The sequence below is a fragment of the Elizabethkingia bruuniana genome, from assembly GCF_002024805.1.
Taxonomy (GTDB): Bacteria; Bacteroidota; Bacteroidia; order Flavobacteriales; family Weeksellaceae; genus Elizabethkingia; species Elizabethkingia bruuniana.
The window spans coordinates 334,493-359,408 of sequence record NZ_CP014337.1 but is presented as its reverse complement, the minus strand read 5'-3'; the positions used below and the strand labels follow the sequence as shown (position 1 = coordinate 359,408).

25 protein-coding genes and 2 tRNA genes are annotated in these 24,916 nt (G+C 35.7%); 8 read left to right on the top strand and 19 right to left on the bottom strand.

The genetic code is table 11. The annotated features are described in order from the left end of the window. Nucleotides 1–204: 204 nt before the first annotated feature. The 6 genes from AYC65_RS01670 to AYC65_RS01645 all read right to left on the bottom strand — a co-directional run bounded on the left by AYC65_RS01670 (nt 205) and on the right by AYC65_RS01645 (nt 4,375). A complete protein-coding gene (locus tag AYC65_RS01670; RefSeq protein ID WP_034869347.1) occupies nt 205–921 on the bottom strand; it encodes a hypothetical protein in 717 nt (238 codons plus the stop codon). Between the two features lie 166 nt (nt 922–1,087). Next, a complete protein-coding gene (locus AYC65_RS01665) occupies nt 1,088–1,849 on the bottom strand; it encodes an SDR family NAD(P)-dependent oxidoreductase (protein ID WP_034869349.1) in 762 nt (253 codons plus the stop codon). Between the two features lie 66 nt (nt 1,850–1,915). After that, nucleotides 1,916–2,284: a helix-turn-helix domain-containing protein gene (locus AYC65_RS01660; RefSeq protein ID WP_034869352.1), complete on the bottom strand. Its 369-nt coding sequence runs from the start codon at nt 2,282–2,284 to the stop codon at nt 1,916–1,918. Between the two features lie 134 nt (nt 2,285–2,418). After that, nucleotides 2,419–3,300, bottom strand: a complete 882-nt coding sequence (locus AYC65_RS01655; protein ID WP_034869354.1) for a cupin-like domain-containing protein — start codon at nt 3,298–3,300, stop codon at nt 2,419–2,421. A gap of 184 nt (nt 3,301–3,484) precedes the next feature. After that, nucleotides 3,485–3,557: transfer RNA gene (locus tag AYC65_RS01650), tRNA-Phe, on the bottom strand. 395 nt (nt 3,558–3,952) lie between these two features. After that, nucleotides 3,953–4,375, bottom strand: a complete 423-nt coding sequence (locus tag AYC65_RS01645) for a darcynin family protein (protein ID WP_052114667.1) — start codon at nt 4,373–4,375, stop codon at nt 3,953–3,955. A gap of 92 nt (nt 4,376–4,467) precedes the next feature. Here AYC65_RS01645 and AYC65_RS21240 point away from each other — a divergent pair, with 92 nt between their 5' ends. Next, complete coding sequence (locus AYC65_RS21240; protein WP_108721291.1) at nt 4,468–4,713, top strand: helix-turn-helix domain-containing protein; 246 nt, start codon at nt 4,468–4,470, stop codon at nt 4,711–4,713. A gap of 262 nt (nt 4,714–4,975) precedes the next feature. Here the strand turns inward: AYC65_RS21240 and AYC65_RS01640 are convergent. The 3 genes from AYC65_RS01640 to AYC65_RS01630 all read right to left on the bottom strand — a co-directional run bounded on the left by AYC65_RS01640 (nt 4,976) and on the right by AYC65_RS01630 (nt 8,248). Then, nucleotides 4,976–5,048: transfer RNA gene (locus AYC65_RS01640), tRNA-Phe, on the bottom strand. Between the two features lie 110 nt (nt 5,049–5,158). Further along, entirely contained in the window at nt 5,159–7,003 is a 1,845-nt protein-coding gene (locus tag AYC65_RS01635) for a lysophospholipid acyltransferase family protein (RefSeq protein ID WP_034869357.1), read from the bottom strand. A gap of 6 nt (nt 7,004–7,009) precedes the next feature. Beyond that, a complete protein-coding gene (locus AYC65_RS01630) occupies nt 7,010–8,248 on the bottom strand; it encodes an aspartate kinase (protein ID WP_034869358.1) in 1,239 nt (412 codons plus the stop codon). A 151-nt stretch (nt 8,249–8,399) separates the two neighbouring features. Between AYC65_RS01630 and fbp the strand changes: the two genes are divergently transcribed. Both fbp and AYC65_RS01620 read left to right on the top strand, forming a co-directional pair. Next, on the top strand, nt 8,400–9,422 hold the full coding sequence (gene fbp / locus AYC65_RS01625) for a class 1 fructose-bisphosphatase (RefSeq protein ID WP_034869362.1): 1,023 nt from the start codon (nt 8,400–8,402) through the stop codon (nt 9,420–9,422). 85 nt (nt 9,423–9,507) lie between these two features. Beyond that, nucleotides 9,508–10,512, top strand: a complete 1,005-nt coding sequence (locus AYC65_RS01620; protein ID WP_034869364.1) for an o-succinylbenzoate synthase — start codon at nt 9,508–9,510, stop codon at nt 10,510–10,512. Between the two features lie 48 nt (nt 10,513–10,560). Here the strand turns inward: AYC65_RS01620 and AYC65_RS20905 are convergent, their stop codons facing one another. From AYC65_RS20905 to AYC65_RS01615, 4 genes are all read right to left on the bottom strand, one after another. After that, nucleotides 10,561–10,710: a hypothetical protein gene (locus AYC65_RS20905; protein ID WP_165689196.1), complete on the bottom strand. Its 150-nt coding sequence runs from the start codon at nt 10,708–10,710 to the stop codon at nt 10,561–10,563. A gap of 21 nt (nt 10,711–10,731) precedes the next feature. Next, nucleotides 10,732–10,896 (bottom strand): hypothetical protein, encoded by a 165-nt coding sequence (locus AYC65_RS20655; protein WP_155604361.1) that lies wholly within the window; start codon nt 10,894–10,896, stop codon nt 10,732–10,734. A 10-nt stretch (nt 10,897–10,906) separates the two neighbouring features. Next, nucleotides 10,907–11,065, bottom strand: a complete 159-nt coding sequence (locus tag AYC65_RS20650; RefSeq protein ID WP_155604362.1) for a hypothetical protein — start codon at nt 11,063–11,065, stop codon at nt 10,907–10,909. An 84-nt stretch (nt 11,066–11,149) separates the two neighbouring features. Then, nucleotides 11,150–13,291, bottom strand: coding sequence for an outer membrane beta-barrel family protein (locus AYC65_RS01615; protein WP_034869367.1), 2,142 nt, complete (start codon nt 13,289–13,291; stop codon nt 11,150–11,152). 309 nt (nt 13,292–13,600) lie between these two features. On the opposite strand from AYC65_RS01615, the gene AYC65_RS01610 reads away from it, so the two are divergent. The 3 genes from AYC65_RS01610 (at nt 13,601) to AYC65_RS01600 (ending at nt 17,182) form a co-directional block, all read left to right on the top strand. Next, complete coding sequence (locus AYC65_RS01610; RefSeq protein WP_034869369.1) at nt 13,601–15,271, top strand: glutamine--tRNA ligase/YqeY domain fusion protein; 1,671 nt, start codon at nt 13,601–13,603, stop codon at nt 15,269–15,271. A 143-nt stretch (nt 15,272–15,414) separates the two neighbouring features. Then, a complete protein-coding gene (locus tag AYC65_RS01605) occupies nt 15,415–15,990 on the top strand; it encodes a Crp/Fnr family transcriptional regulator (protein WP_034869372.1) in 576 nt (191 codons plus the stop codon). 61 nt (nt 15,991–16,051) lie between these two features. Continuing rightward, on the top strand, nt 16,052–17,182 hold the full coding sequence (locus tag AYC65_RS01600) for an FAD-dependent monooxygenase (RefSeq protein ID WP_034869375.1): 1,131 nt from the start codon (nt 16,052–16,054) through the stop codon (nt 17,180–17,182). 82 nt (nt 17,183–17,264) lie between these two features. Here AYC65_RS01600 and AYC65_RS01595 read toward each other — a convergent pair whose 3' ends face one another. From AYC65_RS01595 to AYC65_RS01585, 3 genes are all read right to left on the bottom strand, one after another. Beyond that, nucleotides 17,265–18,242, bottom strand: a complete 978-nt coding sequence (locus AYC65_RS01595) for a YpdA family putative bacillithiol disulfide reductase (protein ID WP_034869377.1) — start codon at nt 18,240–18,242, stop codon at nt 17,265–17,267. Nucleotides 18,243–18,443: 201 nt separating this feature from the next. Next, on the bottom strand, nt 18,444–18,752 hold the full coding sequence (locus tag AYC65_RS01590) for a chaperone modulator CbpM (RefSeq protein ID WP_034869379.1): 309 nt from the start codon (nt 18,750–18,752) through the stop codon (nt 18,444–18,446). A 3-nt stretch (nt 18,753–18,755) separates the two neighbouring features. Then, nucleotides 18,756–19,676 (bottom strand): DnaJ C-terminal domain-containing protein, encoded by a 921-nt coding sequence (locus tag AYC65_RS01585; RefSeq protein ID WP_034869382.1) that lies wholly within the window; start codon nt 19,674–19,676, stop codon nt 18,756–18,758. A 107-nt stretch (nt 19,677–19,783) separates the two neighbouring features. On the opposite strand from AYC65_RS01585, the gene AYC65_RS01580 reads away from it, so the two are divergent. Beyond that, entirely contained in the window at nt 19,784–21,028 is a 1,245-nt protein-coding gene (locus AYC65_RS01580) for a dicarboxylate/amino acid:cation symporter (RefSeq protein WP_034869385.1), read from the top strand. Here AYC65_RS01580 and AYC65_RS01575 read toward each other — a convergent pair. After that, complete coding sequence (locus tag AYC65_RS01575) at nt 21,015–21,539, bottom strand: GNAT family N-acetyltransferase (RefSeq protein ID WP_034869388.1); 525 nt, start codon at nt 21,537–21,539, stop codon at nt 21,015–21,017. The genes AYC65_RS01580 and AYC65_RS01575 overlap by 14 nt on opposite strands. A gap of 157 nt (nt 21,540–21,696) precedes the next feature. On the opposite strand from AYC65_RS01575, the gene AYC65_RS01570 reads away from it, so the two are divergent. Further along, nucleotides 21,697–23,241 carry a M28 family peptidase gene (locus AYC65_RS01570; protein ID WP_174561925.1) on the top strand — a complete coding sequence of 515 codons (1,545 nt, stop codon included), beginning with the start codon at nt 21,697–21,699 and terminating at the stop codon, nt 23,239–23,241. A 42-nt stretch (nt 23,242–23,283) separates the two neighbouring features. Here AYC65_RS01570 and AYC65_RS01565 read toward each other — a convergent pair whose 3' ends face one another. Both AYC65_RS01565 and adhP read right to left on the bottom strand, forming a co-directional pair. Then, the gene (locus tag AYC65_RS01565) at nt 23,284–23,661 is read right to left on the bottom strand and encodes a DUF779 domain-containing protein (protein WP_034866129.1); all 378 of its coding nucleotides are present in this window, start codon (nt 23,659–23,661) and stop codon (nt 23,284–23,286) included. A gap of 41 nt (nt 23,662–23,702) precedes the next feature. Further along, the gene (adhP, locus tag AYC65_RS01560; protein ID WP_034866132.1) at nt 23,703–24,740 is read right to left on the bottom strand and encodes an alcohol dehydrogenase AdhP; all 1,038 of its coding nucleotides are present in this window, start codon (nt 24,738–24,740) and stop codon (nt 23,703–23,705) included. Nucleotides 24,741–24,916 lie beyond the last annotated feature (176 nt).

The following is a 24,916-nucleotide window of genomic DNA, read 5'->3' as shown; positions in this document are numbered from 1 at the left end:
CTTTTGTAGGTGTAAAAAGAAAAATGTTTTAGTAAAAAAAAAACAGGACTCAACCTTATCATTTTCTCAGCTAAAACATATAGATTCCATCATTTCAGATCACTTCGTACTTGTATATTCTCTACAAAAATACAATTTCTGATTATTTATGGCATTTTTATGGTGTTGTATGAATGAAATATAATGATCCTGATACTTCAGAGTTTACCCTACAAACTCCATCGTATACAATACTTGTATTGCAAAGAACAATAAAGTAAAAAACCAGACGATATATGGGTGATACCGGAAGTTTTCTTTAAGAATATGATGCAGCGCTCTGACTAACTTAATCACTCCAAGCCCTCCAATCGCTATAGTTACTAAGCAAATAACAAGAAATAAGCATTCCTTTATTCCTACGCTAGCGGCTAGATTGAGGTGTTGTATATATTCATCTACATTTGCGGTCTGTCCCAGAAACATCATTGAGAAAGTAAATAAAAAGGCTGGCGTTGAAGTATAAACAGTGGTATATATAAAAGAGAATAAAAGTGTCCGGAATGTGGTGGTATTAACTTTCTCCCTTTTGTACCAAAGCAGAACAACACTAAAGAGAACAGCTGTAAAATTATTGATCAGAAAAATAAACAGTGCCTTCTCCACCATACTTACTCCTTTAATTCTGGAAACAAAATTTTGTTCGCCACCATAATCCATTAACAATATAGAAACGATAACAGATGTATAAACCGATAATTTTATCGGAGACAGGTAATCCTTGAAACGTTCTGTCTCTTCCTTTTCCATTTCGTGCACTGAAAGATCATAACATCGGGCAGACTTCTGAAACAATTTAAAAATAGTTACCGGAACCAGTAATATTTCAATAATAATCTGTAAACAAAGTTTTTCGAAGCTGTCAATTAGTTTTTCAAACATTTACACTAAATATTAATAAATTTATTATGCAATTTAATTAAATTTATGAAAGACATATAAATAATTTTTTAAGAGTTATAATTTCATATCTATATAAAAAGAATAAACAGCTATCATATTGATGATAGCTGTTTATTTATTCTAAGATTTTTACTTTCAAATTCTTTTACAGATGCATTCCTCCTGAGACTTCGATTCTTTGTCCATTGATCCAGCGTGCGTCTTCTGTACATAAAAATGCTATAACACCACCAATATCATCCGGAACTCCGGCTCTTCCCAAAGCTGTAAGTCCTGCAACAACCTCATTAACTTTCTCATTATCGCGAACAGTTCCGCCATTAAAATCTGTTCCCACAGCACCCGGAGCAACGATATTCACTCTTATTTGTCTTTGCCCGAGTTCCAGAGCCCAAATTCTGGTAACTACTTCCATAGCACCTTTCACGCTTGCATACATAGATGTATTTGGGTGAGAGAAACGTGCAAGCCCTGATGAGATATTGATAATACTTCCTCCATCATTCAGGTATGGCAAAAGTTTTTGTGTAAGAAAATAAACACCCTTAAAATGAATATTTACCATTGTATCAAACTCATCTTCTGTAGCATCTACAAATGCAGTATGCCCTCCTGTTCCGGCATTATTTATCAGGAAATCAAATTTAGCAAGACCATATTCATTTTGAAGATATGTGCTTAGTTCCGTCACAAAAGCCCCAAACTCTTTTGTATTTCCTGTATCAATTTTTAATGCCTTCGCTTTTCTTCCAAGTTTTTGTATTTCTTCAACAACTTCATTAGCCTTCTCTTCATTATGGATATAAGTGATAATTACATCAATACCTTTTTGTGCAATTTTTATAGCAGCATTGCGCCCTAAGCCTCTGCTTCCGCCTGTTATTAAAGCTATTTTACTCTGTGACATCTTTCTATTTTTTTAAATTAATAAAACAAAATTACCGAAGTATCTACTTCTTGATATGGTGAACGTTTAAGTATTTTCCTGTCGAAACGTGGAACGGTATACCGATGGTAGCATTCCGGTGTGTTTTTTAAAATACTTTGTAAAATTTGTAGGCTCATAGGTAAGTTTGAATGCAATTTCAGCAATTGACAAATCAGTTGTTGCCAACAACTCTTTTATAAGGTCTATGGTTTTTTCATTGCATATATCACAAGGTGATTTTCCGGTAGTTTCTTTAACCGTATTACTTAAATGCGTTGCGTTGATGTGTATTTTGTCTGCTATTTTATGAATATCCAGATATTCATCAGTGACACCGCTTATTAATTCATTCAGATTATTTTGAATAAGCTGATTGAATTGGGCAACTATTTCTTCCGGCCGGCTAGTTTTCATATATTGTCTTTTCGTGTATCTAATTTCGATAAAATTAACTTAATGAAGAATATAAAAAACAGAAATAAGATGATTACACTAAATAAACAGACCGAAAGAAATTCTCCCGGTCTGTTTATTTATTATTCTTTTATCTATTTTGGCAGCCCTTTTCTCAGTGCCTCATTAGCTCTTTTAATTGCTTTCTTTTCTTTCCAGTCCATATACCTCTTTTTGTAACGGGACTTCATAAAGTTATCAAATTTACGCTGCACAGTAAGATTCCACAGAGAGTGTGCTTTTATAGCCCAGCTCTTGTCCCATGCACGAAGCGAAATAGAGAAAGATCCATCCAGATATTTCATCCAGTGCCACCATCCGGTTGGCATAAACAAGGTATCACCATGCTCCAGGAAACATTCTATTCCCTCAATCCCATCTAATGCCGGGAATTTTTCGAAATCGGGATTTTCTATATCATAATCCTCCAATGCATAAGTTGCATACGGAATTTGATACAGGCGGTCTTTCCATTTGTATTCAAAAAGCATCACATGCTTTCTTCCGTTAAAATGCGTATGGAAAATATGTGGCATATCGATATCATAATGCAGGAAAGTTACCGATCCTTTACCCCCGAAGAACATACTCGGGTATTTATCCAGAAAACCTCCCATAAGATCTTTAGGAGAGATATAATCGTTTAGTAATTTCGGAGCAAATTTTATAGGATCAAAAAAGAAGATTCTAAGATCCGTTGGCTCACGCTGAATAAGATCTATATAATCACCAAACTTCATTTCTGCAGCAGAGGCATTAATCGGAGCAGAAGGATCTGCTTTAGAGCTATCATATAAAGGAACTGTTACATCCCCTACTACTTCTTTTACATAATCCATGGTCCACTTTTGATATGCGGGCCATTTTTTAGCCATATTTTTTATAACCACAGGCTTACGCGGTTTCAGGTATTTTTCACGAAAATCTTCCTGAGAAATGTCGTCTACAACATCAATCGGCTTGAGGATTATTCCCATTTTAATTTAATTTAAGCGCTAAGGTATTAATTTTTAAGATATAAAAGTGAAATAAAAGCAATTTATTTAGAACCATTTTAAATAATAAATATATTACCAATCTTCTTCTCTTTCTATCTGCTTTGGGGGATTATTCCCCAACATACTCATAAAACAAAAAAACCACCTAATCAGGTGGTTTTTGTGGTTTCTCCAGGAATCGAACCAGGGACACATGGATTTTCAATCCATTGCTCTACCAACTGAGCTAAGAAACCATTACTATAAAACGTATAATTTCGTTTTTAAAGTGGTGCAAAAATACAGATATAATCTGTATTGTGCAAGCTTTTATTATAATTTAGTTACTTTTAATTAAATTATATCTATTTTGACAATGCTTTTAATCTTAATATTTATCTGCAAGCTAAAATGTTAGAAGGACATAACCGGAAGTTTATTTTCTTAACATGGGTATAAATCATTCTACTAATAATGTCATTATTGAAAACTAGCTTGATAAAAGCTCTTGCAGAAAAACAAAAAACCTTACTTTTTTTGGAAGTAAGGATAATATAAACATAATTAACAATTTTATTTATCTACCCAATTTTAGATCAAGTAGAGAAATTATTACTTATAATTTGCAATGATTCCCAAGAAGGTTCATTTACTAGTTGAAGCTTTTAAATTTTTCATTAAAACTCTCAAATAAATTTTCTTGCCCTATAATAATATCTTTAATATCAAAATAAGGAGCTCCATAAATTTTAGTATCACGTAACAACTCGATTATCAATTCATATTCATCCAAATGCGTTGTATTGATTATCATAAAATCTGATACAGATGAATGAAAATATTCACTGTCATACAAATTTATTTTTGTATTTTCTCCTACTTTACTGAAGATAGGTATTACTTCCTTTTCAAAAAAAGCACTTCGTTCTGCTCTGTTTAAAGAAAGCCATTTTGCCGTAGCATTCATTAACAACATAATAGTGTAGTTCTTTTGTTCTTTCATATTACTTTGCTTGGTTTGTGCATTGGCAGATATAGACAATGCGGTTAATAAAATTAATGCGATTTTTTTCATTTTTATTGTCTTTTAAAAAGCATCACAAAATTGATAAGAGAAAAAAACAATTTCATTTACATTTGTAAAGAGATTATCAATTTCTTTTTTTAATAGTTAATGAATCTAATCAGTACTTTAGTGATTATTTCAAAAGAAATACGTTTAAAAAATTTCAGGATTACGTACTACATACCAAATTGCGGATAGCTCGATCAAGAGCAAAATTCACCAATGCATCTTTCCAGGAGGCTGCTTCTAAACTTGGTTTTACAGATAGTAGCCACCTCAACAAAATGATAAAAAAATACAGGGAAAACAATGTGAGAAATAAGAAAGGAAATGTAAGATTACAATAATTAAATCTTTTGATATAAAGAATTTCAGCGCTACTCCCAATTTAAAAGATTTATTTCGATTTCAAGGATTTTCGATTATTGGCCAGCCTTGCTTATAAAACTTTTGAAGAGATTTGGTAACCTACAGAGTTTAAATATATAGATCACCCAAAAGGTCTCTTTTAATTTGTGAGAAAATAGCTTATTTTGTATACTATTTAAAATAAAAATCCCTCAAATAATATCATTTGAGGGATTTTGTTAGAAATCATCTAATTTCTTGTGGTTTCTCCAGGAATCGAACCAGGGACACATGGATTTTCAATCCATTGCTCTACCAACTGAGCTAAGAAACCATTCACTTCAAAACCCCGATTATCCCGTTGTTTTTTAGTGATGCAAAAGTACATACATTATACATACCATGCAAATTTTTTTATTACTTTTTTTGAAGAGATTTATGACATTACTGATTATCAGTACATTTTTTTTCTCCCAAATTTTTATAATATTCACTCATTTCCTCTAAAACAGGCTTAATAGTGCTTTCCGGAAGATCACTGATTCGGATATACATTAGCCCATCAATAGCATCATTGAAGTTAGGATCTACATTGAAAGATATAACCTTCGCATTCTGCTTGATGTATTTCTTGATTAATACAGGCATACGCATTTCAGGCTCGAAATCGTCCATAAGTTTATCGAACTTGTTCAGGTCATTATCCAGACCCTCAAAAAACATTAGCTTATCACGCTCTTTAAGTCTAACTTTATATTCGTTTTTAGGATGAATATATTGTGCTACTACAGAGTCATAATAATGAGAACGCATAAATTCTATCATCAGTGTTTTACTGAAGTCAGAGAATTTATTACTGATACTAACACCTCCCATCAGGAATTTATGCTCCGGATTTCTAAGACACACATGGACAATACCTCTCCATAATAAGAAAAGCGGCAAAGGTTTTTGTTGGTAATCCTTCATTACATATGCCCTACCCATTTCAATTACCTTACGGAAGAAAGGCTGTAATTCCTGATCAAAATCGAAAAGTGAGCTGGTGTAGAATCCGTTAATACCATACTTCTTCATTACCTCAACTCCTAATGCCATACGGTAAGCACCTGCAAGCTTTTCTTCGCCTTTATCCCAAAGGAATAAATGATGGTAATGTTTATCGTATTCATCCAAATCGAATGGCATATTTGTCCCCTCTCCTACATCACGGAAAGTAAGCTCCCTTTGTCTGCCGATTTCCCTCATTACAAAAGGAATCTCATCAGCATTGGCAAAGTAGATTTCATAATCGCCGTTCGCAAAAAGTAATTTTCCGTCGATATTTCTCAGATGTTTAATCTCATCTACCAGATGTTCTTTGCTGGTTTCAGAGATAATATTATGAACAACATGTTCGTCCTGGTTCAACTGAAATTTACTACTCAGATTAGGTATTTTAAGATAATCCGTTACACGCTTTCTTTTATCAAAATAAGATTTCATCATGTAAACCTTATTCTTCAGAAACTCACCTAATTCCTCAGGTGTTTCATATTCTTTTAATATTTTAGGTAAAATAGGCTTCCCTATTCTTATTTTAATTGGCTTTTCGCGCTTGTTCATCATCTCCGAAGGCAGCATTACAGTCTGCAAATCAGGATGAATTTTCGCCATATTATAGAACATACGGCTGTTTTTAGCATGGAAGTACATTGGGATTACCGGCACATTCATTCGCTGAATCAGTTTAAGGATTGGAGATTCCCAGTCCTTATCCAGAATTTCATTATACCTGTTGTTTCTGTTGGAAACTTCTCCTGCAGGAAATACTCCAAAACAGCCACCTTCTTCCAGGTGTTTCATAGCAGCGCGCATTCCGTTCAGGCTGCTGAAAGCTTCTTTACGACCTTCAAAAGGATTAACAGGAATTACAAAAGGGCTCATTGGCTGGATTTTAGACAGCAAAAAGTTCCCCATAATTTTGAAATCCGGTCTTATTTCAGAAATAATTTTAGTCATCAGTATTCCATCCAGTGCTCCCAGCGGATGGTTAGACACCAGTATAAAAGGCCCTGTTTTTGGTACTTTGGCCAAATCTTCAGCAAACACCAGATATTTTACGTTCAGTTCATTCAGATAAGATTCAAAAAAATCTTTTCCTTCCTTGTCTTTTAATTTATCGTATAGTTTATTCAGTTTATTGATTTGGACAATATTCATCATAGTGGATGCCACCGGTTTCTTCAGAAATCCGATTTTATCCAGTCCGACGGCCTTAATAAGGTCTTCCCTGCTTACTAAGCTCATTCTTTTTTATTTCGTTACCATTTGCAATGTATTGGCAGCAAGCTGCTCCATTAATACATTTTTGTCTTTGTAAAATTTCTCAGCATCATTCATATTTGCATTTCTTATTGTAAAGAGAGCAACATCTGTTATTAATGATGTGTCGAATTTTTCGTTTAATGTTACATTCAGTTTCTCACTATTCTTAAATTTATCTTCCAGACATAAAGCCAGAGAGATTGCAGTATTCTGTATTAAAGATACTTTAATTTTGAATTTAGCCAGCTCTGCAAAAATATAACTCATGTGATCCTCCGCTATAAAGGAGAAGTCACGTGTCGCAATAGTCATTAGAGTCTGGTTTTCTTTCAGAATATAACTTTCCTTTCTCGGATAGTTTTCATCTCCGGAAACTTTTGTTCCGGGTTTATCATCTTCTACAAATGATTTTACGAAGAAAGGAATAGATTTTTGTTTTAGTGGCTGCAGGGTTTTCGGGTGAATAACCGAAGCCCCGTAATAAGCCATTTCTATTGCCTCTTCATATGAAATATTATCCAGCAGCTCCACATCTTCAAATTTACGTGGATCTCCTGTCATTACACCAGGTACATCTTTCCAGATCGTCATTTGTTCAGCATTCAGACAATAGGCAAAAATAGCTGCTGAATAATCGGAACCTTCACGGCCCAATGTTACTGTAAAATTATTATCATCGGAACCAATGAAACCTTGTGTAACAAAAGATTCATTGGAATTTAATTTCTTGAAATTTTCTTCTGTAAGCTTCCAGTCTACATTACCTTCTCTGTAGCTTGCATCAGTTTTGATATAATCCCTTGCGTCTAACCATGTATTGGTTAGTTTTTCCTGTACCAGATATTCTGATAATATCTTAGAAGAGATCATCTCCCCACAGCTTACTACCTGATCATAAACAAAGCTATAATTGGGTGATTTATTTCTTCTGAGGAAAGATTCTATATCATAGAAAAACTCTTCAATCTCCTCATAAATTTTATGATCTTCCTTAAAAAGTCCCTTCGCTATATCAATATGGTTCTGTTTTATCTTCGCAGTTTCCGCTTTATAATCTTCCTTTGCAAAATAGTTTTCCACAACAACTTCTAATGCATTTGTTGTCTTCCCCATTGCTGAAACAATAAGCATACATTGCTCAAAACCTTGGTTTTTCAATACTCTGGCAACATTCATTACACCCTCGGCATCCTTAACCGAAGCACCTCCAAATTTGAAAACTTTCATTGACTCTCAGGTATTAATAAATTATTGAATATTTTTCTGTTTATTTTTTGCTGTAAAATTTGTCAAAAGTATTAAAAATCAATCAAAAATAAAAAAAATGTATATGTGCTATATTTTTCCGAAATTTGGAAAAATCTAAACCCAATATATAATGTCTGAACAATCATTTCGTACACTTGGAGAGTTTATTATTGAAAAACAGGAGGATTTCAGATACTCGACAGGTGAATTGTCCCGTTTGTTAAGTGCCATAAGACTGGCCTCTAAAATGGTAAACCGTGAAGTAAATAAAGCCGGAATTGCCAATATTATAGGACATGCCGGGAATACAAATGTACAAGGCGAAGATCAGCAAAAACTGGATGTACTGGCAAATGATATTTTCATCAATGCTTTGTCACAACGTGAAGTTGTTTGTGGTATTGCATCCGAAGAAAATGACGATTTCATAGAGATCAAAGCCAGTGAAAATGCACATATGAGTAAATATGTGGTACTTATCGATCCTTTAGATGGTTCTTCCAATATAGATGTTAACGTTTCTGTCGGAACTATTTTCTCTATATACAGAAGAGTAACGGAGCCTGGCACTCCTGTACAGCCAAAAGATTTCTTGCAAAAAGGAGTTAATCAGATTGCGGCAGGTTATGTTATCTACGGTTCTTCCACTATGATTGTTTATACAACCGGAAACGGAGTTAACGGATTTACATTGGATCCTTCATTAGGAACTTATTATCTGTCTCATCCTAATATCAAATTCCCGACAAAAGGAAAAATCTATTCCATCAACGAAGGAAACTATGTCAAATTCCCCCAGGGTGTAAAAGATTATCTTAAATATTGTCAGAAAGAAGAAGAAGACCGTCCATATACTTCCCGTTATATAGGTTCGCTTGTAGCTGATTTCCACAGAAACATGCTGAAAGGTGGTATTTATATTTACCCTTCAACATCACAGTCTCCACAAGGAAAACTACGTCTGCTTTACGAATGTAATCCAATGGCATTTTTAGCAGAGCAGGCTGGCGGAAAAGCTTCTGACGGATTCAAAAGAATTATGGAAATAGAACCTACCGAGCTTCATCAGCGTGTACCATTTTTCTGCGGTAGTGCAGCTATGGTAACAAAAGCTGAAGAGTTTATGAAAAATGCTATTGAGGCAACCATCTAGAAAGTAATTTTTTCTACTAAAACATATAACCTCAGCTTTATCAGAATTAACTGAGCAAAGCTGAGGTTTTTATTAAACCATCATCATGCAGGCAGAATATCAGCGTCATAATCTTATTTTCAAACGTCCGGGCGGAACTTCCAGAGGCGTATTAACCGAAAAAGAAACTTACTTTTTACATATTTCTGATGGAGAAAAGAAAGGGACTGGAGAATGTGGTATTTTTCGTGGGCTGAGTTATGATGATGTTCCGGATTATGAAGAAAAGCTGCAGTGGCTATGTAATAACATTAACAGTGAACCCAGCTTTCTACAGGAACAATTATTGCACTACCCTTCTATATGGTTCGGTTACGAACAAGCGATGCTGAATCTGAAACATGGTGGTCATATTTATTTTCCGGGAGAATTTACGGAAAGGAAAAAGAGTATTACTATCAATGGATTGATATGGATGGGCAATGTGGATTTCATGAAAGAGCAGATTGCTTTAAAGCTTCAGGAAAAATTCCATTGCATCAAATTAAAGATTGGTGTTAACTGGGATGAAGAAAAAAAAGTATTGGAAGAACTTCGTAAAACATTCCCTAAAAATCAGCTGGAACTTCGTGTAGATGCCAATGGTGCCTTCTCTACTACAAAAGCCAGAATTGTACTGGAAGAATTAGCTGTGTTGGTCATACATTCTATTGAGCAGCCTATAAAAGCTGGTAATCCACAAGAAATGGCTTTACTTTGTGCAAATACCCCTACTCCAATAGCCTTAGATGAAGAACTTATCGGAATTACGGAATTGGAAAAAAAGCAAAAACTTTTGGAAACTATAAAGCCTCAATATATTATTCTGAAGCCTTCATTGGTTGGTGGAATATCTGGTTCCGATGAATGGATAGCTTTAGCAGAACAGCAAAATATTGACTGGTGGATAACCTCAGCATTGGAGAGCAACATCGGACTCAATGCTATTGCACAGTATACCTACACAAAAAAGAATCCGATGCCACAAGGTTTGGGCACCGGAGCTTTATTTACGAATAATACACCATCCAGCCTGAAACTAGAGGGTGACCAGCTGTGGTTTGCAGACTGATCTTATTCTAAGAATTGATTTAATAACTATATGTCTTCAGAGATAATACTAATTATCTTTGCACATCCAATAATGTATGTCTCTATAACACATCCCATCACTGCAGTATCCCCATCCCGGAGAGCAGTTTCCGTCTGGTGATGGTCTGGGATTACCTCCTTTTAATGCTTTTAATGAGCTTCTTTCTAACTTTTTCATAATAATTAAGATTTTGGGTAATTATTCAGGAAAGCATTCTACATCAACAAGTACACAATGTGAATACTTAGGTGGAATATTAAAATATTCGCTACATGAAACGTGCTGATATTTTTTTGGAAATTCATCACAAACATTCCCGCCACCTTTTACTGTTTTTAAATGTGATCTTTGAAGTTTTTTCATGACAAATTATTTAATATTCGCATACTACGCATTGACAAACACCATTGCTGTCTGTTATACCTTCCACTGTTTTATTCAGATACGGATCGTAATAAACACATGCCATTCCTCCTAAAGGCGGGCCGCCACCATTGACTTTTTTCAAGTCTTTCTTAAGTAATTTTTTCATAATATTTTGATTTATTTAGTGTTAGTTAAATTACATATTTAAATCACATATAGGAGATTTTTAACTTTTATTTAACTCATATATTTAGTTAGCTCTGCTTTTCTCATCGAATTTCACATTGCGGCTAGCTCCTTTTACTTTATTATTTCCAAACGTATAACTCACACTAAGATTAAGCCCTCTGTAATCATAATAATTTCTATACTTCATAACCGAATCTGTAAAAATCGATTCGCCTTTGCTGAAGGCTTTTTTGAAAACATCATCTACCGAAGCATTGATCTGCAACTTTTTATCCATTAAAAATAGTTTGGCTCCTAAGCTCAGAAAAGAATAGCCATCCGATCTGAAGTTTCCTGAGCTTCCCGGAAGTTGTTGCGTAAAATTGGCAAACAAAGCTATAGTCTTTTGCGTGTTCAGAGTAAAAGTATTATTGATATTGTAATACATGTTGAATGCTTTTTGTCCTACCACTTCCGGAATAATTCCGTTACTTTTGGAATAGTACAGATTAGCACTTGCGCTTAGTTCCCAGAATTTAAATAAAATATCATTATACCCCAGATTCATTCCATAGTTTGTCTGATCGAACATATTAGCATAATCAATAATCTTAATCCCATCATTAAAAGTTACTAACTGTGAATAAGAATCTTTAATTTGCTGATAATATAGTGTGGCTGTAAATTTATTTTTATAAGAATATCCCAATTCTATATTATCATTATAAGAAGGTCTCAGGTAAGGATTTCCCTTCGCAAAAGAATATGGATTAATATACCATCTGTAAGGATTGATAGCCCTGAAGAAAGGTCTGTTGATCCTTCTGGAATAATTAGCTGTAAAAGTATTTTCATCATCTGCTTTATAAGCCACATATGCTGTAGGAAAAAATCTGCCGTAATTATATTTGTTCCTTTCCCCTGAAGCAGGATTAAAACCATCGATTACAGAATATTCATAACGTATACCTGCTTTTGCAGACCATTGTTCATCTATTTTCTTATCAATACTAAAATAACCGGCATAATTTTGCTCTTTGTATTCAAAAAGATTCTTTCCGTCCGGCATTAAAACAGAGCTACCATTCACTATTCTGAAATACTCCAAATCCGATGTATTCTGAAAATAAGCCATTTTAGCCCCGGTTTCTATATTGGCAAATTTATAAGGCAAGGTAAAGTCTAGCTGTCCGGACCATATACTATAATTGATTTTACTATAGCTTCTGTAATCTTGTGTATTGTTGATATTATGATTAATAGTCCTGAAACCAATATTATTCACCGGAATATTAGAAAAATAATTCCCCCCTACCGACATTTTTTTCCCAAGAGTATCCAGTTTCAGATCATAATAAACATTCAGGGTATGGGTAGGAATTTTCTGCCGGTGTTCAGCATAAGTCGTCAGAAGCGAATCCTGCTTATTTCCGGTAAAATATTCCGAACTATTGTTGATGTCCATATTCATATGTCCGGAACCAAAGTCGTACACTACTCCGGCATTAGACTTTTCTGATATTTTATAATCAAGGCTATAATTCAATCCAAGACCATTAGGCATGTCTACTCTTCTGTCAAGGCTTTTCAATCCCTTATTTGCAATAATCTCATTTTGCTCTGTAGAATTCTTTTTGGTATCATAATGCCTTAGCTTTAATGAGCTGCTGACCTTACCGGACTGATAATTCAAGCTCATGTTATTTACAAACCCATCCCGTGATTTTCTTATATATGCCGTAGTCAGATTTCCACTCCAGCCCAGATTCGAATTTTTCTTCAGGACGATATTAATAATACCACTATTTCCTTGGGCATCATATTTAGCCGGAGGCGTTGTTATCACTTCTATTTTGGCAATATTCTCGGATCTTACAGACTTCAAATAATTCAGGAGTTCAGAGCCGGACATCTGTACAATTCTGTCATTAATCATTACTGATACATTACTTTTACCAACAATAGATATACCACTGGTTTCATCTACTTTTACAAGTGGGGTATTTCTTAGAGCTTCTACTCCATCCATTCCTTGTGAAGCAATTGAGTTTTCCACATTGAATACCATACGGTCTATCTTCCTTTCTACAAGCTTCTTTTTACCGTTAAGATTTACGGTTTGTATTTCTTTCTCGGAATTTTTGCCCGATGTATTCTGTGCGTGTACTATTGAACATAATGTGCTCAGAATCACAACTGCCCAAATGCCTGATCTATTTTTCATATTGAATTAGTTTTACTTGTAATTTTTTATAACTAAAAATTTAGTAATACAAATATATTCTAAAATTTCTTCTAAAACTAAAATATTAGTGATAAAAATTTTTCAGCTCTATTTTCTTGCTTATACACTATCCTAAGGAGTACCAAAAAACAAACAATACATAAACCACTAATTAACAGCTTGTTATAAAATAAGACACAGGAAATAAGTGTTCGGTATTAGACACGCTTTGTTCAGAATCGGACACTTTATAAAGATTCGGAAGAACCGATTAAAATGGTTAAATTTGCACTCTTAGAATATATCTCAATGGAAGAAGAAAAAAAATCTCTCAATTTTATTGAGCAAATTATAGAGGAAGATTTGGCAAACGGTCTTGAAAAAGATAAAATCCGTTTCCGTTTCCCACCAGAACCGAATGGTTATTTACACATTGGCCACACAAAGGCTATTTGTATCAACTTTGGTTTGGGTGAAAAATATAATGCTCCGGTTAACCTGCGTTTTGATGACACAAATCCTGAAAAGGAAGAGCAGGAATTTGTAGATTCTATTAAGAAGGATGTAGAGTGGCTTGGCTTTAAGTGGGACAAGGAACTTTATGCGTCCGACTATTTCCAACAGCTATATGACTGGGCTGTACAAATGATTAAAGAAGGAAAAGCTTATGTAGACGAGCAACCTTCTGAGGTAATCACTGAACAACGTAAAAATCCTGCTGAACCAGGAGTGGAATCACCATATAGAAACAGACCTGTAGAAGAGTCTCTGGATTTATTTGAAAAAATGAAAAACGGAGAATTCGAAAGCGGATCAATGTCACTTCGTGCTAAAATCGATATGATTTCGCCAAATATGAACATGCGTGACCCTGTTATGTATCGTATTCTGAATAAACCACACCATAGAACAGGAACTACATGGAAAATTTATCCGATGTACGACTGGGCACATGGTGAATCCGATTATCTGGAGCAGGTATCACACTCACTTTGTTCATTGGAATTCGAAAATCACAGACCATTATACAACTGGTATCTTGAACAGGTAAGAGATGAAAATAAAGTAGCACCAAAGCAAAGAGAATTTGCCAGAATGAATGTTACTTATATGATTACTTCTAAAAGAAAGCTACAAAAGCTTATCGCAGAAAATGTAGTCACTGGTTGGGACGACCCAAGAATGCCTACTGTTTCTGGATTGAGAAGAAAAGGTTATACCGCAGAAGCTATCCGTAACTTTATCGAACGTATTGGTGTTGCAAAACGTGAAAACCTTATCGATATTCAGTTACTGGAATTCTTCGTACGTGAAGACCTGAACAAAAAGGCTAAAAGAGTAATGGCTGTTGTAGATCCCGTAAAACTGATCATTGAAAACTATCCGGAAGGACAGGAAGAATGGGTGGAGACTGAAAATAATCCGGAGGATGAAAATGCAGGAACCAGACAAATTCCTTTCTCCAGAGAAATATATATTGAAAGAGAAGATTTTAAAGAAGAAGCTAATAATAAATTCTTCCGTCTGAAACTAGGTGGAGAGGTTCGTCTAAAGTCTGCTTACATTATTAAAGCGGAACGTGTAGAGAAGGATGATAATGGTGAAATCACTACAATCTATGCGACTTACGACGATAAGAGTAAATCTGGTAGTGGTACTGAAGAAAGCCTGAGAAAAGTAAAAGGTACATTACATTGGGTATCTGCTCCTCATGCTATTCCTGTAGAAGCTCGTATGTACGAACGCTTGTTTACTGTAGAGCAGCCAGATGCAGAAAAGGATGCAGATTTCTTACAATACATTAACCCTGAGTCATTAAATACAGCTCATGGTTTTGCTGAACCAAGCTTGAAAGATGTAGAAATCGGAGAACCTTTACAGTTCCAGAGAATTGGTTATTTCACTAAGGATCGTGATTCTTCAGATGAAAAACTTGTTTTCAACAGAACAGTAACTTTAAAAGATTCTTACAAACCATAAGAACCAGAATAAAGAATAATAAAAAAGGCTACCCATGGGGGTAGCTTTTTTACATTAGAAAAAGAATTATCTGTTTTTCTGTCTTATCTTCGTCAATAAATACTGATTAATCCTTTCTTTTAGTCAATTAACAGGAAAACTATATGAACGAAAAATTGCAGGTACTGGCAGCAAAACTCAATTTATCTACCGAGCGTTTGCAGGAATTAATGCAGAATTCTTCAATTGTTAAATACAAAAAAGGAAGCTTCTTAATGCAGAATGGTGAACTCTCTCATCAGCTGGGATTCATTATTAAAGGAGCTCTGAGGACCTTTACCATCAATCAGGAGGGTGAAGATATTAGTTTCTTATTACAAGTAGATGGTGATTTTTTTGGTGACTATGAGTGTTTTCTTAGTGGAGCGAAATCAAACTGGCAATTACAGACAACAACGAGAACAGAAATTGTTCTGATAGAAAAACAGCATTTACATTTTCTTATGGAAAGAGATTCTTTTTGGATTGGTTTCTATAAGCAAATTGCGGATATATGCTTTCTGGAAGCTAAACGCAGAATTGAGGAGCTTTTATTCTACACGTACGAACAACGCTACCTGAATTTACTTACCAACAGACCTAAAGTTATTGAAAAAATACCTCAAAAATATATAGCCAGCTATCTTGGTGTGACAACACAATCTTTGTCCCGGATAAAAAGCCGTATTTTGTTAACATAAGTGAACGTTTTTGCTATCTATAGCAGCGAAATTTGCTGTATTAATTTAATACAAAATTATTATGGATATCGCTATTATAGGAGCAGGGATAGGTGGATTAACAACCGCTTTAGCCCTAAAAAGAAGAAATATACCGTTTAAAGTTTATGAAGCTGCTGAAGAATTAAAACCTGTTGGAACAGGAATTATTCTGGGCATTAATGCCATGCAGGTATACCATCAGTTACAGATAGAAAATAAGATATTGGCTGCCGGAAAGAAAGTAGACAGTATTAATGTAACCGATTTTAAATTATCTCCAATCACTGAAACACCATTACTGCCTTTTGAACAAAAATTCGGTCACAAAAGTATTGCCATACACCGTGCTGAATTGCATCACATCCTGACAGACGAAGTAGGCAAAGAAAATATAGTTTTAAACAGCAGACTTTCGAACGCTGTAAAAGTTGAGAATAAACACTATGAGCTAAGCTTTGAAAATGGAAATAAAGCAAATCATACTTTTATAATCGGAGCCGATGGCATTAATTCGAAAATCAGAAAAATATTTTTTCCGGATACACAGCTTAGAGCCGCACATCAGATTTGTTTTCGCGGTGTTACCCATTTTAATTTACCACCGATATATAAGAATGAGCTAATAGAGGGATGGGGGCAAGGAAAAAGATTTGGCTTTGTCGAAATTTCAGAGGCTAATGTCTATTGGTATTTTCTGATTAATCAGAAGCTTTATCAAAAGCAGAATGACTTAAGGGCCTACCTTCTGGATGCGCCGGAATTTATAAGAGAAATGATTCTAAATACACCAAAAGAGAAATGGTTTACCGCAAATTTACAGGACCTGAAACCCATTACGGAATGGCAGAAAGACGGGGTGATATTACTGGGTGATGCCGCCCATGCTACTACGCCGAATATGGGACAAGGTGCCTGCCAGGCAATAGAAGACGCTTATGTTTTATTCAGATTACTGGAAAGCTACAATCCGGAGCAGGCTTTTGAAAGCTACCCTTCTATAAGAAGAGAAAAAGCCCATTATGTTGTGAATACCAGCTGGAAAATCGGAAAGATCTCGCAATTAGAAAATAAGCTCCTGATGGGGATAAGAAATCTAATGCTGCGCAAAACACCTAAATCCACACAGGCTAAAAATTTCGAACGTTTATTTACCTTAAATCAGGTCAATTAAAATAACGAAAAAAGACTGATCGGGGCTTCCGGTCAGTCTTTTATTTTATCCTTTATCCACAGAAGAATTAAGTTTTTATTTTTCAGGCAACACCCAATTTTTTAGCAACAATAGCATTCATTATAATCTGGGCGTGAATTCTGGAGTTTTCTATAAACCACAAATGGGTATTTTTCCCGCCACAAACTACACCTGCCAGATAAAGCCCGGGTATATTGGTTTCCATTGTATGGTCATTATGATGCGGAACCAGACTTTCGCCTTCTAATAAAACACCTGCTTTACCAAGAAATTCAAAATCCGGCAAATAACCGGTTAAAGCCAATACAAAATCATTTTCAATTTCGCGAACATTACCATCTTCATCTCTGAAGATTATACTTCCCTCTTTAACTTCAGTTAACTCAGCATTAAAATATGCTTTGATACTGCCTTCAGCAATTCGGTTTTCAATATCGGGACGTACCCAGTATTTTACTCTCCTTCCGATTTCCGGGCCTCTGACAATCATAGTAACATCCCCACCCTTACGGTAAATTTCTAATGCAGCATCAACAGAAGAATTACTGGCTCCTACTACGACAACTTTTTGTTTTGTATAGGGATAAGGCTCAGAATAATAGTGTTTCACTTTAGACAGTTCCTCCCCTTTCACATGGATTCGGTTAGGTATATCATAAAAGCCGGTTGCCAGAATAACGTTGCTTGCAATATATTCAGATTTAGAAGAAGTGACTTTAAATAATGTACCTTCTTTCACTACATCCGTTACTTTTTCATAAAGACGGATATTAATATTTCTTTGTCTTGTAATTCCCTGATAGTATTCCAAAGCTTCCTGTCTTCCAGGTTTGGGAGCTGTTGTAATAAACGGAACTCCGTCTATTTCCAGTCTGTCTGCCGACGAAAAGAAACGCATATACAATGGATAGTGATAAAGGCTGTTGGCTATTGTGCCTTTTTCCAGAATAACATAGGAAAGTTTCTTTTTCTCTGCTTCCAATGCACAAGCCAATCCTATAGGCCCGCCACCAATAATTACAAGGTCATAAATATTCATAAAGCAAAATTAAGGTAAAGCCCTGTTTACCTTACAGTGATTCTTATTAATTTTATCTGTTAGTACATTAATACAACGTGAATTTAGATTTAGTTTACAATCCTTGTCAAGGTTAATAATGAATGCTGAATTAACCTTGACAAGGGTTTCACGAAATATCAGTTAATGTAAAACTCTAAAAAAATATTTCAGAAGGTATATTTACAATTCAATATCCTCCCATACAATTCCTCTGAAATGGAATTGTTCAATCATTTTCTTTCTTTCCTGCTGCATTGCTTCTATTTTCTGAAGCAGATTGCTGATAATCTCTATCCCCGGTAGATTAACATCCAAATCATAATGCCAGTTGGTAAAGCGTTCCAAAGCAGGAAGATCGCCATATGAAAGATATTTAACCTCATTTTCTATCTGGAGATGCAGTAAACCTGAATCTTCTAAAGACTCTAAAAATGACATTTCTATATTGTAAAGCTTAATCAGTTCTTCGCGTGAAATTCTCTCTTCCATAACTTAGGATTTTTGCATTTCTTTTAGTAATTCTTTTTGTTTGTCTGTAAGATTCTTTGGCAGCTGTACATTAAAAGTAACATACAAATCTCCGGACTGTCCTTCCTTTTTATACACAGGGAATCCCTTTCCTTTCAGCCTTACTGTTGAAGCATTGGCCGTTTCCGGTTTTACTTTCAGTTTTACACTTCCGTTTAAGGTTTTCACCTCAACATCTCCCCCTAGTAAAGCAGTATACATGTCTATGTTTACAGTTGTCTTCAAATCATCTCCTGAACGTTTAAGATGGGCGTCTTCAGGAATAATAAATGTGATATACAAATCCCCGTTTGGTCCGCCATTATGTCCTTCTACGCCATAGCCTTTCAACTTTATCTGTTGTCCGTCGTATACACCTGCCGGAATTGTAATTCTTACTTTTTTATTATTTACATCCAGTGTACGCTGATGTGTTTCTGCTGCTTCATGTAAAGAAAGCTGCAGCTCTGCATGCAGATCCTGGCCTTTAAATTTACCAGAGCTTCTTCCTCTGGAAGAAGAGCTAAATCCACTGCCACCGCCACCAAACATAGATTGGAAAAAGTCAGAGAAATCTTCGCCTTCACCAAAGTCAGCACCCGAAAAACCTCCTGACGAATAGCTTCGTTGCGAATTTTGCTGTTGTTGCCTGGCTTTTTCATACTTCTCATATTCCTCACCATTTTTCCAGTGCTCACCATACTTATCATATTTTGCACGTTTCTCAGGATCACTCAGCACTTCATTAGCTTCATTCAGTTCCTGAAATTTATGATGTGCCTCCTTATCATCCGGATTAAGATCCGGATGCATTTTTCGGGCAAGTTTCCGATAAGCTTTTTTTATGTCATCCTGGGTCGCATTTTTATTGACTCCCAGAGTTTTATAATAATCAATAAATGCCATAGAACATATGTTTTCTCAAATTTAATGAATATGAAAGAAAAGTATGGCCAATTATTTGTTAAAAAACAATCCTATTAATTTGTATTTTTACTTTTATAATTTTTCGGATGACAACAACTCAACACTCTTTCTGGCAGAGTTATTCCAATATTATTCTCCTTCTGATAGGTATTACTGTTGGCAGCATAATCGGTATTTTTTTTCCAAATGTTGTAAACTATCTTAAACCTGTCGGAGATATTTTTCTTAACCTTCTTTTCGTTACCGTTATTCCTTTGGTATTCTTTGCCATTGTAACTTCTGTATCGGCTATTGAACAAAAAGGGAAACTGGGTAAGATACTTTTTGCCATGATGTTTACCTTTCTGTGTTTTGTCATTATTGCTGCTATTTTCAGTATCGGAGCTGTATATCTTTTTCCTACTGCGAGACCTTCAACCGATGCAGCCGTAACAATTGCGGAAAACATTACCAGTACAGAAACCTGGAGTGACAGGATTGTACGTTTCTTTACTGTTGGAGAATTTTACATGTTGCTTTCCCGGCAGAATATGCTGGCTATGTTGATATTTTCTTTCCTTTTGGGGATTGCTATCCGTAAATCGGCACCTGAAAAAACAGATACTTTCCGCAAGTTTATGGCAGGCGGAAACGAAGTAATGAAAGAATTATTAATACTGATCATGAAAGCTGCACCTATAGGGCTTGGTGCTTATATCGCATACCAAGTCGGTACATTAGGGCCTCAGCTTTTCGGATTCTATGCAAAACCTTTGGGTGTTTATTATGGAGCAGGAATCGTTTACTTCTTTGTATTTTTCAGTTTATATGCTTTTGTAGCTAACGGAACCAAGGGCATTAAGCTTTTCTGGAAGAATAATATTGTGCCTTCATTTACAGCCATCAGTACCTGCAGCAGTCTGGCAACTATGCCAGCCAATCTGGATGCTGCCAGAAAAATTGGAATCCCCGATTCGGTTGCTAATGTTGTCATTCCTATCGGAACAACCATTCATAAAAACGGATCATCTATTTCTTCTATTGTAAAAATATATGTTGCTTTTCTCTTATTGGGATGGGACTTTTTCGATTTCAACAACCTGATTATAGCCTTGGGGATCACAGTCTTTGTAAGCGTTGTTGCCGGAGGTATTCCCAACGGAGGCTACATTGGCGAAATGCTGATGATATCCGCTTATAACCTTCCACAAGAAGCTATTCCGGCAGTGATAATTATTGGTACATTGGTAGACCCATTAGCTACAATACTTAACTCAACCGGAGATACTGTAGCAGCAATGGTCGTTACACGACTGGTAGGAGAAAAATTTAATCCACCTATTGAAGAGTAGTATTTCTTTTAAGCTCAAAAATAAGATTATCCAGATTATCCTCGTCAGTACGTTCAGGATTCAGTATAAAATTATGTTTTAACAATAAGTTTTTAGAAGCCTCATTGTATCGGCTTGTAAAAGCTTCAATGTTATTAAGACCAAGTGTTGAAAAACCATATTCAATTACTGCAACCAAGGCTTCTGACATAATTCCTTTACCATGGTAATGGGGCTTTAAATCATAACCTACCTCTGCTGTCTTACGATCTGCGGATATTTTCCACAGGCATATTCCTCCGATTAACTCAGGGTTTTCTTTTTTACGGATAGCCCAGTTTATTGCGCTTTTATTTTCATATCGATCTCTGATCAACCGGATAAAATCATAGGCCTGCTGAATATTCTGATCGGGCTCTCTTTTGATATAGCGTATTACTTCTTCATTAGACCGAAGAAATAAAACGCTTTCTGCATCTGTGTCTTCAAGCTGATTAAGCAATAACCTGTTGGTAACTAATATTGGAAACATAAACCACTACTATTTTTATCTATTTTATAAAGTTTAAACAAAAATAACTATAATTTATCAACCATATCAAAAATAATCTTAAAACAAAAGACCATAAACTTGGTAAAACTTTTATTATTCGTTAATTTAGACTCCGAAATATATAAATGAAAAGAGTATGAATATGTACAAAAAAATTACGCTTTCTGCGTTAGCTATTTCGGCGCAATTCTGGTCGGCCCAGCAAACTTCACAGGAAAAATTAAATCCTGTAGTTCAAAACATTGTAAATGAAGCTAATAATAATTCTCAGTTAGAAAATTTGGCTTTTGAGTTATTAGATGTTATTGGCCCACGTTTGGTAGGTTCGCCTGCAATGAAGCAAGCTAACGACTGGGCTGTAGAAAAATATAAAGGCTGGGGAATCGATGCGCAAAACCAACAGTTTGGTGAATGGGCTTCTTGGCAAAGAGGAATTACACAGGTAGAAATGACTTCACCGCGTGTAAAAAGTCTGGAATCGATGCAGCTGGCATGGTCTCCTGCTACCAAAAAAGCAATAGATGCTGAGGTGGTAATACTTCCTAAAGTGAATAATCCTTCTGAATTTACAGAATGGTTAAAAGGAATTAAGGGCAAATTTGTATTGATGGCACAATATCAAAGATCCGGCCGCCCTGACTATCAACTAAAAGAATTTGCTACTCCGGAATTGTACGAGAAGTTTAAAGCACAAAGAGATAAAGATGCTGAAGATTTCAGGACTTTAATTAAAAATACAGGTTATGATAACAATACTCTTCCTGAAGCATTAGAAAAAGCGGGTGCAGCTGGTATTGCTATTTCTAACTGGACTGGTATTATGGGAGCTAACAGAATTTTTGGAGCTAAAACCAAAAACATCCCGATGATAGATATTGCTGTTGAAGATTACGGAATGCTTTATCGTCTGGCTTTGAATGGCAAAAAACCGACAATAAAAGTAAATGCTCAATCTAAAAATCTGGGAACAGCTAAGTCTTTTAATACCATTGCAAGAATTGAAGGAAAAGAAAAACCAAACGAATATGTAATCCTTTCTGCTCACTTCGATTCGTGGGACGGAGCACAGGGAGCTACAGACAACGGAACAGGTACTATTACCATGATGGAAGCTGCAAGAATCCTAAAAAAATACTACCCTAACAACAAAAGAACTATTATTATAGGACATTGGGGAAGCGAAGAACAAGGACTAAACGGTTCCAGAGCATTTGTAATGGATAATCCTGAAATTATCAAAAATACACAGGCAGCATTTAATCAGGATAACGGAACAGGCCGTGTTGTTAATATTCAGGGACAAGGTTTTGTAGATTCTTATGATTACCTTACCCGCTGGATGACAGCTCTTCCTAAAAATGTGGGTAAACATATCGAAACGTCGTTTCCGGGAATGCCTGGCGGCGGTGGATCTGACCATGCATCTTTTGTAGCAGCTGGTGTACCGGGGATTTCATTAAGTTCTCTTAACTGGGGTTACTTTGGCTATACATGGCATACCAACAGGGATACTTATGACAAAATTATGTTTGATGAAGTAAAGAACAACGTAATTGCAGCTGCAGTTATGGCTTATATGGCTTCGGAAGAACCCGAACTGGTAAGCAGACAGAAACGTACTATGCCTGCAGGACAAAGCTGGCCTGAGGTAAAGGAACCTAAACGTAAAGGAACCAACTAATACTATAAAAAAAGTGAACCAAATGGTTCACTTTTTTTATATCTAAGCATCATTTCTTTTTACGGGTTCCAGATTTTCCAGTTCTTCAGGAGTAAATAACCTGTAATGTATTTTAAAGGTTTTCCCCAATGGTGTTTCCAGAGAAAATCCTCCAGGGCCATAGCCGTCCAGAACATCTAGCGTAAAATGTGAATACTGCCAATATTCAAATAAATCTCTGTCTACCCAGAATTCATATTCTTTAATATGACCGAGCAGAACATCATTCATCCGCGGAAAAAAACCTCCTTTTTCAAAACACTGAGGCTGAGTTCCTTCACAGCATCCGCCAGCCTGATAAAACATTAACGGCCCATATTTTTCTTCTAACTCATTTACTACAGACAATGCTTTATCTGTTATATCCAGCCTGGAAATCATAACCTATTTTTACATCATTAAAAAAATTAAATACTTATCTGTTAGTTTTGACTTCCTGCAATGTCCAGGACTATTCTTCCGTCGATCTGGCCTTTTTTCATTTTATCAAAAACATCATTAATATCTTCCAATTTTGCTGAAGTCACTGTAGCTTTTACCAAGCCTTCATTGGCAAAATCCAATGCCTCCTGCAAATCTTTTCTTGTCCCTACAATAGAGCCTCTTACTGTAATCCTCTTTAGTACCGTTTCAAAAATAGGAAGCTCAAATGATCCTGGAGGAAGCCCGTTCAGGGCAATAGTTCCTTTTCTTCTAAGCACATCGATTCCTTGTTTAAAGGCGATCGGGGAAACAGCTGTTATCAAAGCGCCATGCATTCCACCCACTTCTTTATGCAAGTAGGTACCCGGATCGGTCGTTTTTGCATTTACAGTAATATCTGCACCTAGTTTTTTTGCCAGCTCCAGCTTATCATCTGCAACATCTATAGCTGCGACATGCATTCCCATTGCTTTTGCATATTGTACAGCAACGTGGCCTAATCCGCCAATTCCGGAAATAGCAACCCATTCACCAGGTTTGGTTTCTGTTTCTTTTAATCCTTTATAGACGGTAACTCCGGCACACAAAATTGGCGCAATCTCTAGAAAATTGACATTAGATTTCAGATGTCCCACGTATCGGGAATCTGCAATTACATATTCAGCAAATCCTCCATCTACACTATATCCTCCATTCTGTTGGGTTTCACAAAGTGTTTCCCAACCTGTTATACAATAATCACAGCATCCACAAGCACTATATAACCAAGGAACTCCGACAGCATCACCTTCTTTTACCATAGCATCCGGACCACAAGCAACAACAATACCTACACCTTCATGACCCGGAATCAACGGCATTTTTGGTTTAGCCGGCCAGTCTCCGTCTACAGCATGTAAGTCGGTATGGCAGACACCACACGCCATTACTTTTACCAATACTTCATAACGGCCAGGTTCTCTCACCGGTACTTCCTGAATCTTTAATGGTTCTCCATAACCCTGGACAACCGCTGCTTTCATTGTTTTTGGAATCATATTTACTTTTATTTTAGTTTGAATTCTATATAAAATTCAAAAATTCATAGTCAACACAAGGACACAAAACATTCATTTGCATAATGCTGTTTTTAATGCACCAAGTTTCTTACACCATACTCGGATTATATAACGGATAATAAACAACTAAACCTTTCAGAATATTTATATCTTCC

Excerpts from the sequence above, each read along its gene's own strand:
- AYC65_RS01670 (WP_034869347.1), bottom strand. The coding sequence starts at position 921 with ATGTTTGAAAAACTAATTGACAGCTTCGAAAAACTTTGTTTACAGATT.
- AYC65_RS01665 (WP_034869349.1), bottom strand. The coding sequence starts at position 1,849 with ATGTCACAGAGTAAAATAGCTTTAATAACAGGCGGAAGCAGAGGCTTA.
- AYC65_RS01660 (WP_034869352.1), bottom strand. The coding sequence starts at position 2,284 with ATGAAAACTAGCCGGCCGGAAGAAATAGTTGCCCAATTCAATCAGCTT.
- AYC65_RS01655 (WP_034869354.1), bottom strand. The coding sequence starts at position 3,300 with ATGGGAATAATCCTCAAGCCGATTGATGTTGTAGACGACATTTCTCAG.
- AYC65_RS01645 (WP_052114667.1), bottom strand. The coding sequence starts at position 4,375 with ATGAAAAAAATCGCATTAATTTTATTAACCGCATTGTCTATATCTGCC.
- AYC65_RS01635 (WP_034869357.1), bottom strand. The coding sequence starts at position 7,003 with ATGAGCTTAGTAAGCAGGGAAGACCTTATTAAGGCCGTCGGACTGGAT.
- AYC65_RS01630 (WP_034869358.1), bottom strand. The coding sequence starts at position 8,248 with ATGAAAGTTTTCAAATTTGGAGGTGCTTCGGTTAAGGATGCCGAGGGT.
- fbp (WP_034869362.1), top strand. The coding sequence starts at position 8,400 with ATGTCTGAACAATCATTTCGTACACTTGGAGAGTTTATTATTGAAAAA.
- AYC65_RS01620 (WP_034869364.1), top strand. The coding sequence starts at position 9,508 with ATGCAGGCAGAATATCAGCGTCATAATCTTATTTTCAAACGTCCGGGC.
- AYC65_RS20905 (WP_165689196.1), bottom strand. The coding sequence starts at position 10,710 with ATGAAAAAGTTAGAAAGAAGCTCATTAAAAGCATTAAAAGGAGGTAAT.
- AYC65_RS20655 (WP_155604361.1), bottom strand. The coding sequence starts at position 10,896 with ATGAAAAAACTTCAAAGATCACATTTAAAAACAGTAAAAGGTGGCGGG.
- AYC65_RS20650 (WP_155604362.1), bottom strand. The coding sequence starts at position 11,065 with ATGAAAAAATTACTTAAGAAAGACTTGAAAAAAGTCAATGGTGGCGGC.
- AYC65_RS01615 (WP_034869367.1), bottom strand. The coding sequence starts at position 13,291 with ATGAAAAATAGATCAGGCATTTGGGCAGTTGTGATTCTGAGCACATTA.
- AYC65_RS01610 (WP_034869369.1), top strand. The coding sequence starts at position 13,601 with ATGGAAGAAGAAAAAAAATCTCTCAATTTTATTGAGCAAATTATAGAG.
- AYC65_RS01605 (WP_034869372.1), top strand. The coding sequence starts at position 15,415 with ATGAACGAAAAATTGCAGGTACTGGCAGCAAAACTCAATTTATCTACC.
- AYC65_RS01600 (WP_034869375.1), top strand. The coding sequence starts at position 16,052 with ATGGATATCGCTATTATAGGAGCAGGGATAGGTGGATTAACAACCGCT.
- AYC65_RS01595 (WP_034869377.1), bottom strand. The coding sequence starts at position 18,242 with ATGAATATTTATGACCTTGTAATTATTGGTGGCGGGCCTATAGGATTG.
- AYC65_RS01590 (WP_034869379.1), bottom strand. The coding sequence starts at position 18,752 with ATGGAAGAGAGAATTTCACGCGAAGAACTGATTAAGCTTTACAATATA.
- AYC65_RS01585 (WP_034869382.1), bottom strand. The coding sequence starts at position 19,676 with ATGGCATTTATTGATTATTATAAAACTCTGGGAGTCAATAAAAATGCG.
- AYC65_RS01580 (WP_034869385.1), top strand. The coding sequence starts at position 19,784 with ATGACAACAACTCAACACTCTTTCTGGCAGAGTTATTCCAATATTATT.
- AYC65_RS01575 (WP_034869388.1), bottom strand. The coding sequence starts at position 21,539 with ATGTTTCCAATATTAGTTACCAACAGGTTATTGCTTAATCAGCTTGAA.
- AYC65_RS01570 (WP_174561925.1), top strand. The coding sequence starts at position 21,697 with ATGAATATGTACAAAAAAATTACGCTTTCTGCGTTAGCTATTTCGGCG.
- AYC65_RS01565 (WP_034866129.1), bottom strand. The coding sequence starts at position 23,661 with ATGATTTCCAGGCTGGATATAACAGATAAAGCATTGTCTGTAGTAAAT.
- adhP (WP_034866132.1), bottom strand. The coding sequence starts at position 24,740 with ATGATTCCAAAAACAATGAAAGCAGCGGTTGTCCAGGGTTATGGAGAA.